Source organism: Streptococcus infantis (assembly GCF_019929575.1).
GTDB classification, from domain to species: domain Bacteria; phylum Bacillota; class Bacilli; order Lactobacillales; family Streptococcaceae; genus Streptococcus; species Streptococcus infantis_L.
Genome location: NZ_JAHZPU010000021.1, coordinates 23,687 through 31,001 on the forward strand (window position 1 = coordinate 23,687; position 7,315 = coordinate 31,001).

Consider the following 7,315-nt stretch of genomic DNA (forward strand, 5'->3'; position numbering starts at 1 on the left):
AATTTACCTTTCTAGCATTTTTTTTGCTTTTTCAGTATTTTTAAAGTGTAGTTTGGCGCAGAAGTTGAGTCCCTGCATACCATAAGCACGAAGAATTTGGCTAGCTACCTTATCAGAAGCTGTTCCAGCCCCGCTTGGAAGTTGATAACCAAGTTCTCTACCCAGATTTTCGAGATTTTCTAGAAAGAGATCACGCGCAATGATAGAACTTACTGCGACAGCCAAGTACTTACCTTCAGCTTTTTCCTCTAGGCTGACTGGATTAGAAAAATGATTGGCTTCATTTTTTAAGTACTTCTCATAGTTTTGAGTACTAGTAAAGGCATCAATCACAATCTTTTCTGGCTGGACTCCCTTTTGGAGAAGGAGAAAAATGGCTTGATTGTGCAGGGCTACCTTGACAGAAACGGCATTGTAGCGCTCACCGATGACTTCATTATACTTGCTTGGAGAAAGCAGTAGAGCTTGGTGCTGAATTTTTTCCTTAAGCAGAGGAGCAAGCTGACGAATCTTTTGGTCTGTCAGAGTCTTAGAATCCCCTACACCTAATTTTCGCAGAAAGTCATGCTGGTCAGGAGTCACAAAGGATGCTACTACAGCCAGACCACCAAAGTAGGAACCATTTCCTACTTCGTCAGTTCCAATCATCGGAAAGTTTTGTCCACTAGCTACTGGGCTGACCTGATAACCAAAAAAGCTGGCGTAACGTTCAGCAGCTTCTCCTTGCAAGAGCACTTTTCCTGATGTGTAGATGGAAACACTTGTCTGCGGAAGCTTCAAAAAATAGCGAATATAAGGATTTTTACTAGGAGTCAGTGCTTGTTCATATTTCTGAACAAAGGCTTGGATTTCCTTTTCGCTCGGAGTTAATGTAATACTTGCCATAACTCTTATTGTACCATAAAAGCCGTAGAATTGGTAAAAACTGACAAACTTAGTGAAATTTGGTATAATATCGTGAGGTGAATTTTATGGCAAATTTAAATCGATACAAGTTTACATTCGGAAAAAAAACATTGACCCTAACAACTGAGCATGACAACCTCTTTATGGAGGAAATTGCCAAGGTCGCAACAGAAAAATATGAAGCAATTAAAGAGCAGATGCCTGGAGCGGATGATGAGACAATCGCTATTTTATTAGCAGTCAATAGCTTGTCAACTCAACTCAGTCGTGAGATTGAATTTGATGATAAGGAACAAGAATTAGACGCCCTCCGTCATCAAGTTGTAGCGACTAAACAAGAACAGAGCAAGATTGAGGATTCCCTATGATTTCCGTCCTTCTCTTATTGGTTCTTGCATGGAGCTTTTATATCGGCTATCGTAGAGGTTTGGTTTTACAGATTTACTATTTTGTAGCAACTGTGATTTCAGCTCTTCTTGCAGGAAATTTTTATCAATCTTTAGGGAAACAATTTGATTTGTTGATCCCATATGCAAGTCCACAGGAAGGGCAGGGAACCTTCTTTTTCCCATCCGATCAACTTTTCCAACTGGACAAGGTCTTTTATGCAGGGATTGGTTACCTCTTAGCCTTTACTATATTTTATTGCATTGGTCGTTTGGTGGGTCTCTTTCTTAATCTTCTACCGACTAAAAAACTAGAGGGCCAATATTTCCGTATAGGTGCAGGTGTTTTATCTCTGGCTGTGACCTTATTTGTCCTCCAGATGATACTGACCATTCTTGCGACTGTTCCTTTACAAATTGTTCAAAATTCACTTGAAAACAGTTTTGTAGCTAAACATATTATCCAGAGTGTTCCCATCACTAGTCATGTGATTAAACAACTTTGGGTAACCAAAATAATCGGATAAAAGGGCGGGAACAATTCCTAGCCTTTTGTTTACAATTTCCTACTCTTCGGAAATCAAATTCAAACCACGTCAGCTTCGCCTTGGATTATATATGTGACTGACTTCGTCAGTCTTATCTACAACCTCAAAGCAGTGCTTTGAGCAACCTACGGGTCGCTTCCTAGTTTGCTCTCTGATTTTCATTGAGTATCAATAGTTTAGGAGCCTTTTTGAAAAGAGTGAGAATTTAAAAAAATCGTTCGCTCATTACGAAGGAAAAGAAAATGAATAAAAAGATACTAGAAACATTAGAATTTAATAAGGTTAAGGCTTTATTTGAGCCCCATCTTTTGACGGAACAAGGGTTAGAGCAGTTAAAAGAACTTGTTCCAACAGGTAAAGGGGATAAGATTAGACAAGCTTTTGCAGAAATGAAGGAGATGCAAGAACTCTTTGTCGAACATCCTCATTTCAGCATTTCGGGAACAAAAGATATTATTGCAACTAGCAAACGTTTGGAGATGGGTGCTGACCTCAACATCGAGGAATTTCTCCTTCTCAAGCGTGTCATATTTGCCAGTCGTGAGTTGAAGAATTTCTATGACAATCTTGAAAATGTACGTTTGGATCACCTGGCAAGTTGGTTTGAGAAACTTCATGATTTTCCACATTTACAGGGAAATTTACAAGCCATCAACGAAGCTGGATTTATTGAGAACTTTGCTAGTGAGGACTTGGCACGAATCCGTCGAAAAATCCATGATAGTGAAAGTCAAGTCAGAGATGTCTTGCAAGACCTTCTCAAGCAAAAGTCACAGATGTTGACTGAAGGTATCATCGCAAGTAGAAATGGTCGCCAAGTTCTTCCTGTAAAAAATACCTATCGTAATAAGATTGCTGGTGTAGTACATGATATCTCTGCTAGTGGTAATACTGTCTATATCGAACCGCGTGAAGTAGTCAAGCTAAGTGAAGAAATCGCAAGTCTTCGTGCAGACGAACGCTATGAGATGATGCGTATTCTTCAAGAACTCTCTGAAAGAGTAAGACCTCATGCAGCTGAAATCGCCAATGATGCTTGGATTATTGGACATTTGGACCTCATTCGTGCTAAGGTCCGCTTTATCCAAGAGACGGAGGCTGTAGTACCTCAAGTATCTGAGGGACAGGAGATTCAACTTCTTCACGTTCGTCATCCCTTGGTGAAGAATGCTGTTGCCAATGATGTGTATTTTGGTCAGGATCTAACAGCTATTGTCATCACTGGTCCCAATACGGGTGGTAAGACCATTATGCTCAAAACCTTAGGTTTGACGCAGTTGATGGCCCAGTCAGGTTTGCCGATTCTAGCCGATAAGGGCAGTCGAGTAGGGATTTTCGAGGAGATTTTCGCAGATATCGGAGACGAACAATCCATTGAGCAAAGTCTGTCAACCTTCTCTAGTCACATGACTAATATCGTAGATATTCTTGGTAAGGTCAATCAAAACTCGCTCTTGCTACTTGATGAGCTTGGAGCAGGAACAGATCCCCAAGAAGGTGCAGCCCTTGCTATGTCAATCCTAGAAGACTTGCGTTTGCGGCAAGTTAAGACCATGGCAACCACTCACTATCCTGAACTAAAAGCTTATGGTATTGAAACGGCCTATGTTCAGAATGCTAGCATGGAATTTGATACAGCTAGCCTGCGCCCAACCTATCGCTTTATGCAGGGAGTTCCAGGTCGAAGCAATGCCTTTGAGATTGCTAAACGTCTAGGTTTGTCAGATGTCATTGTAGGTGACGCTAGTAAGCAAATTGACCAAGACAACGATGTCAATCGCATTATTGAACAATTGGAAGAGCAGACACTGGAAAGCCGGAAACGTCTTGAAAATATTCGTCAAGTCGAGCAAGAAAATCTCAAGATGAATCGTGCCCTTAAAAAACTCTATAACGAGCTCAATCGTGAGAAGGAAACTGAACTCAATAAGGCGCGTGAGCAAGCTGCTGAAATTGTTGACTTGGCTCTGGCTGAAAGTGACGATATTTTAAAAAATCTTCACAGTAAATCTCAACTGAAACCGCACGAGATTATCGAAGCCAAAGCTAAGCTCAAAAAATTAGCACCTGAAAAAGTTGACCTTTCTAAAAACAAGGTCCTCCAAAAGGCTAAGAAAAAACGAGCTCCAAAAGTTGGAGATGATATTATCGTTTTAAGCTATGGTCAACGTGGTACCTTGACCAATCAACTCAAGGATGGTCGTTGGGAAGCACAGGTTGGCTTGATTAAGATGACGCTTGAAGAAAAAGAGTTTGACTTGGTTCAGGCTCAGCAAGAAGCACCAGTCAAGAAGAAACAAGTCAACGTCGTCAAACGTGCAGCAGGCAAAGGCCCACAGGCTCGACTAGACCTTCGTGGCAAACGCTACGAGGAAGCTATGGAAGCCTTGGATGCCTTTATCGACCAAGCCCTGCTCAACAATATGGCCCAAGTCGACATCATCCATGGTATCGGTACAGGTGTCATCCGTGAAGGGGTGACTAAGTACCTGCAAAGAAACAAACAGGTCAAGAGCTTTGGCTATGCACCACAAAATGCAGGTGGAAGTGGCGCAACCATTGTAACCTTTAAGGGATAAAGCGAAACGAATGAAAATTATAATAAAATTTTCTGAAGATATTGACAAGGACAGTTTTTTCTTGTAAAATGATAAAAAATTAAATACAACACCGAATGAAGTTTAATAGAAGTGGAAAGTCCTTTGATTTTTCATGACTGTAAATGGACGGAACTCTGGAGAGACCGTAAAGGCACCGAAGGGGCAAGGCAGGCAACTGCTCAAACTCTCAGGTAAAAGGACAGAGCAATGATAGAGCGCTTTTTGGCATTTATCGATGCATTCCAGAGTACATGTTTTTAACATGTGCTCTTTCTTTTGGGGTTGAATAGATAGGAGAAAAGGATGTTAAATTTGCTAAAAGAGCTGGATGCTCTGGTATGGGGGCCACCCCTTTTAATTTTATTAGTTGGTACAGGGATTTACTTAACCCTTCGTTTAGGACTCTTACAAATCTTGCGTCTTCCTAAGGCTTTCCAGCTTATTTTTACCAAGGATAAGGGGCATGGAGATGTGTCGAGCTTTGCTGCCTTGTGTACAGCCCTAGCAGCAACTGTTGGTACAGGAAATATTATCGGGGTGGCAACGGCTATCAAGGTCGGTGGCCCAGGAGCTCTTTTTTGGATGTGGGTGGCTGCTTTCTTTGGAATGGCAACCAAGTATGCAGAAGGACTACTTGCTATCAAATATCGAACCAAGGATGATCATGGTGCGGTAGCAGGAGGACCGATGCATTATATTCTTCTAGGGATGGGCGAAAAATGGCGCCCTCTTGCAATCTTCTTTGCTGTAGCTGGAGTACTAGTTGCACTTTTAGGGATTGGTACTTTTACCCAGGTGAATTCCATTACAGAATCCGTGCAAAATACGGCTAGTATTGATCCGACAATTACTGCACTTGTTTTATCTATTTTCGTAGGGATCGCAGTCTTTGGTGGGCTCAAGTCCATTTCTAAGGTTTCAACCACAGTTGTTCCTTTTATGGCTATTGTCTACATTTTGGGAACCTTGACAGTCATTTTCTTTAATATCGATAAAGTACCGGCAACACTTTCACTGATTCTCACATCAGCTTTTAGTCCCATAGCTGCAGTGGGAGGATTTGCAGGAGCTAGTGTTCGGATGGCTATCCAAAATGGTGTGGCACGTGGGGTCTTCTCAAATGAGTCTGGCTTGGGTTCAGCTCCAATAGCTGCTGCTGCAGCCAAAACAAATGAACCAGTGGAACAAGGTTTGATTTCCATGACAGGAACCTTTATTGATACTCTGATCATCTGTACCCTGACTGGATTGACCATCTTGGTGACAGGTGTTTGGAATGGTAATTTAGACGGAGTTACTCTGACTCAGTCAGCTTTTTCTACAGTCTTTTCTTTCTTTGGACCTGCTCTTTTAACAATCTTTTTGGTACTTTTTGCCTTTACCACGATTTTAGGATGGAACTACTACGGAGAGCGTTGTTTTGAGTTTCTCTTTGGTGTTCGCTTTATCTGGCTTTATCGTGTGGTCTTTGTTGCTATGGTCTTACTGGGTGGATTCATCGAGTTGGATATGGTCTGGATTATCGCTGATATCGTCAATGCCCTCATGGCTCTACCAAACTTGATTGCCCTCTTGGCCTTGTCGCCAGTCGTTATCGCTGAGACTAAGAAGTATTTTGGTAAATCATAAGAGATCCCTCATTCCTTAATTTTTGAACTTGCTTACTCGCAAGATAATGCCCTAGATATGGTTCTTGGTGTCAGTTTGGCAACCCTCTGTAACTATGCCAATAATCTGGCAAATACACCGATTAATCCAGAATTACAACCTTATGCATAAGATATAGAAAAAGAATGGAAACTGAGATGTTCAGGCTCCATTTTGGGGTGCTTTTTTAAGCGCTTTTATGCTATACTGATAGTAACGTAATTTTCGGAGGTTAGTATGAAAAAACTCCCCTTAGCCTTTTCAGGTTGCTTATTGGGATTGGCTGGTGCAGGAAATCTCATCTTGGATATTTTTCCACTATTATCACACGTATTTAGTTTGTCAGGCTTGATTTTATGGTTTTATTTTTTAGTAAGTCACCTCAGTAACTGGAATGAAAGCAAGCAAGAATTGAAGAAAGCCCCTGTTTTGTCAGGAATGGCAACCTTTCCTATGGCAGGGATGATTTTATCAACTTATCTACTGCGAGTTCTATCAACTACGATGGGCCCCTTAGCACAAGTTCTTTGGTGGTTTTCGTTTCTACTCGATGTTTGTTTGATTCTGTATTTTACAACGGCTTATGTTTTTACAAAACCAAGAACGAGTGCAACGCCAAGCTGGACAGTTCTTTATGTAGGAATAGCAGTAGCGAGCTTGACCTACCCAGTGGTGGGCATTGTTGGGATTGCCTATGGAGCTTGGATTTTTGGTTTTATCTTAACTCTTATCCTTTACCCTCTAATTTATCAAGATTTAAGGAAAAATCCATTACCGATCGCTTTGCTGGGGCAAGAAGGGATCTATTGCGCCCCCTTCTCACTCCTTTTGGCAGCACTAGTGAGAGTAGGAGGCTATGGTCTTCCTAGTTGGATTTTGCTAGTTATGATCCTTGCATCACAGGGCTTCTTTTTCTTTGTTCTTAGTCGCTTGCCAAGGATTTTAAAACAGGGATTTCAACCAGCTTTTTCAGCCCTAACCTTCCCAACCATCATCACAGCAACATCATTAAAAATGGCTCAAGGCATTCTGCAGTTTCCAGTCCTTAATCTCCTCGTTTGGTTAGAGATTATCATTTGTTTATCAATCCTTGTCTACGTATTAGTAGAATATGTGAGATATTTAAGGAACTAAAACAACCCCTAGCACGGAGTGAACTGCACCCCCAAAGTTAGACAGAAAAAATCTAACTTTGGGGGTATTTTATTATGAAATTAACTTATGAGGA

The 7,315-nt window shown here is 41.3% G+C and carries 6 protein-coding genes, 1 pseudogene and 1 riboswitch; of the genes and pseudogenes, 6 read left to right on the plus strand and 1 reads right to left on the minus strand.

Features of this window, described 5'->3' with window-relative positions; all coding sequences use genetic code 11:
- Positions 1-3: 3 nt before the first annotated feature.
- A complete protein-coding gene (rnhC, locus tag K1I67_RS07220) occupies positions 4-885 on the minus strand; it encodes a ribonuclease HIII (RefSeq protein WP_223339421.1) in 882 nt (293 codons plus the stop codon).
- An 86-nt stretch (positions 886-971) separates the two neighbouring features.
- Here rnhC and zapA point away from each other — a divergent pair, with 86 nt between their 5' ends.
- The 6 genes and pseudogenes from zapA (at position 972) to K1I67_RS07250 (ending at position 7,221) form a co-directional block, all read left to right on the plus strand.
- Positions 972-1,274, plus strand: a complete 303-nt coding sequence (gene zapA, locus K1I67_RS07225; RefSeq protein ID WP_049503020.1) for a cell division protein ZapA — start codon at positions 972-974, stop codon at positions 1,272-1,274.
- Positions 1,271-1,819: a CvpA family protein gene (locus K1I67_RS07230; RefSeq protein ID WP_223339422.1), complete on the plus strand. Its 549-nt coding sequence runs from the start codon at positions 1,271-1,273 to the stop codon at positions 1,817-1,819. Before zapA ends, K1I67_RS07230 begins: the two co-directional genes overlap by 4 nt.
- Before the next feature lie 263 nt (positions 1,820-2,082).
- Entirely contained in the window at positions 2,083-4,419 is a 2,337-nt protein-coding gene (locus K1I67_RS07235) for an endonuclease MutS2 (protein WP_223339423.1), read from the plus strand.
- A 145-nt stretch (positions 4,420-4,564) separates the two neighbouring features.
- Positions 4,565-4,653: riboswitch (glycine riboswitch) on the plus strand.
- A gap of 90 nt (positions 4,654-4,743) precedes the next feature.
- Positions 4,744-6,069: an alanine/glycine:cation symporter family protein gene (locus K1I67_RS07240; protein ID WP_223339424.1), complete on the plus strand. Its 1,326-nt coding sequence runs from the start codon at positions 4,744-4,746 to the stop codon at positions 6,067-6,069.
- Positions 6,070-6,099: 30 nt separating this feature from the next.
- Positions 6,100-6,219, plus strand: a pseudogene (locus K1I67_RS07245) (carboxymuconolactone decarboxylase family protein); the annotation flags it as partial.
- 105 nt (positions 6,220-6,324) lie between these two features.
- A complete protein-coding gene (locus K1I67_RS07250; protein WP_223339425.1) occupies positions 6,325-7,221 on the plus strand; it encodes a TDT family transporter in 897 nt (298 codons plus the stop codon).
- Positions 7,222-7,315 lie beyond the last annotated feature (94 nt).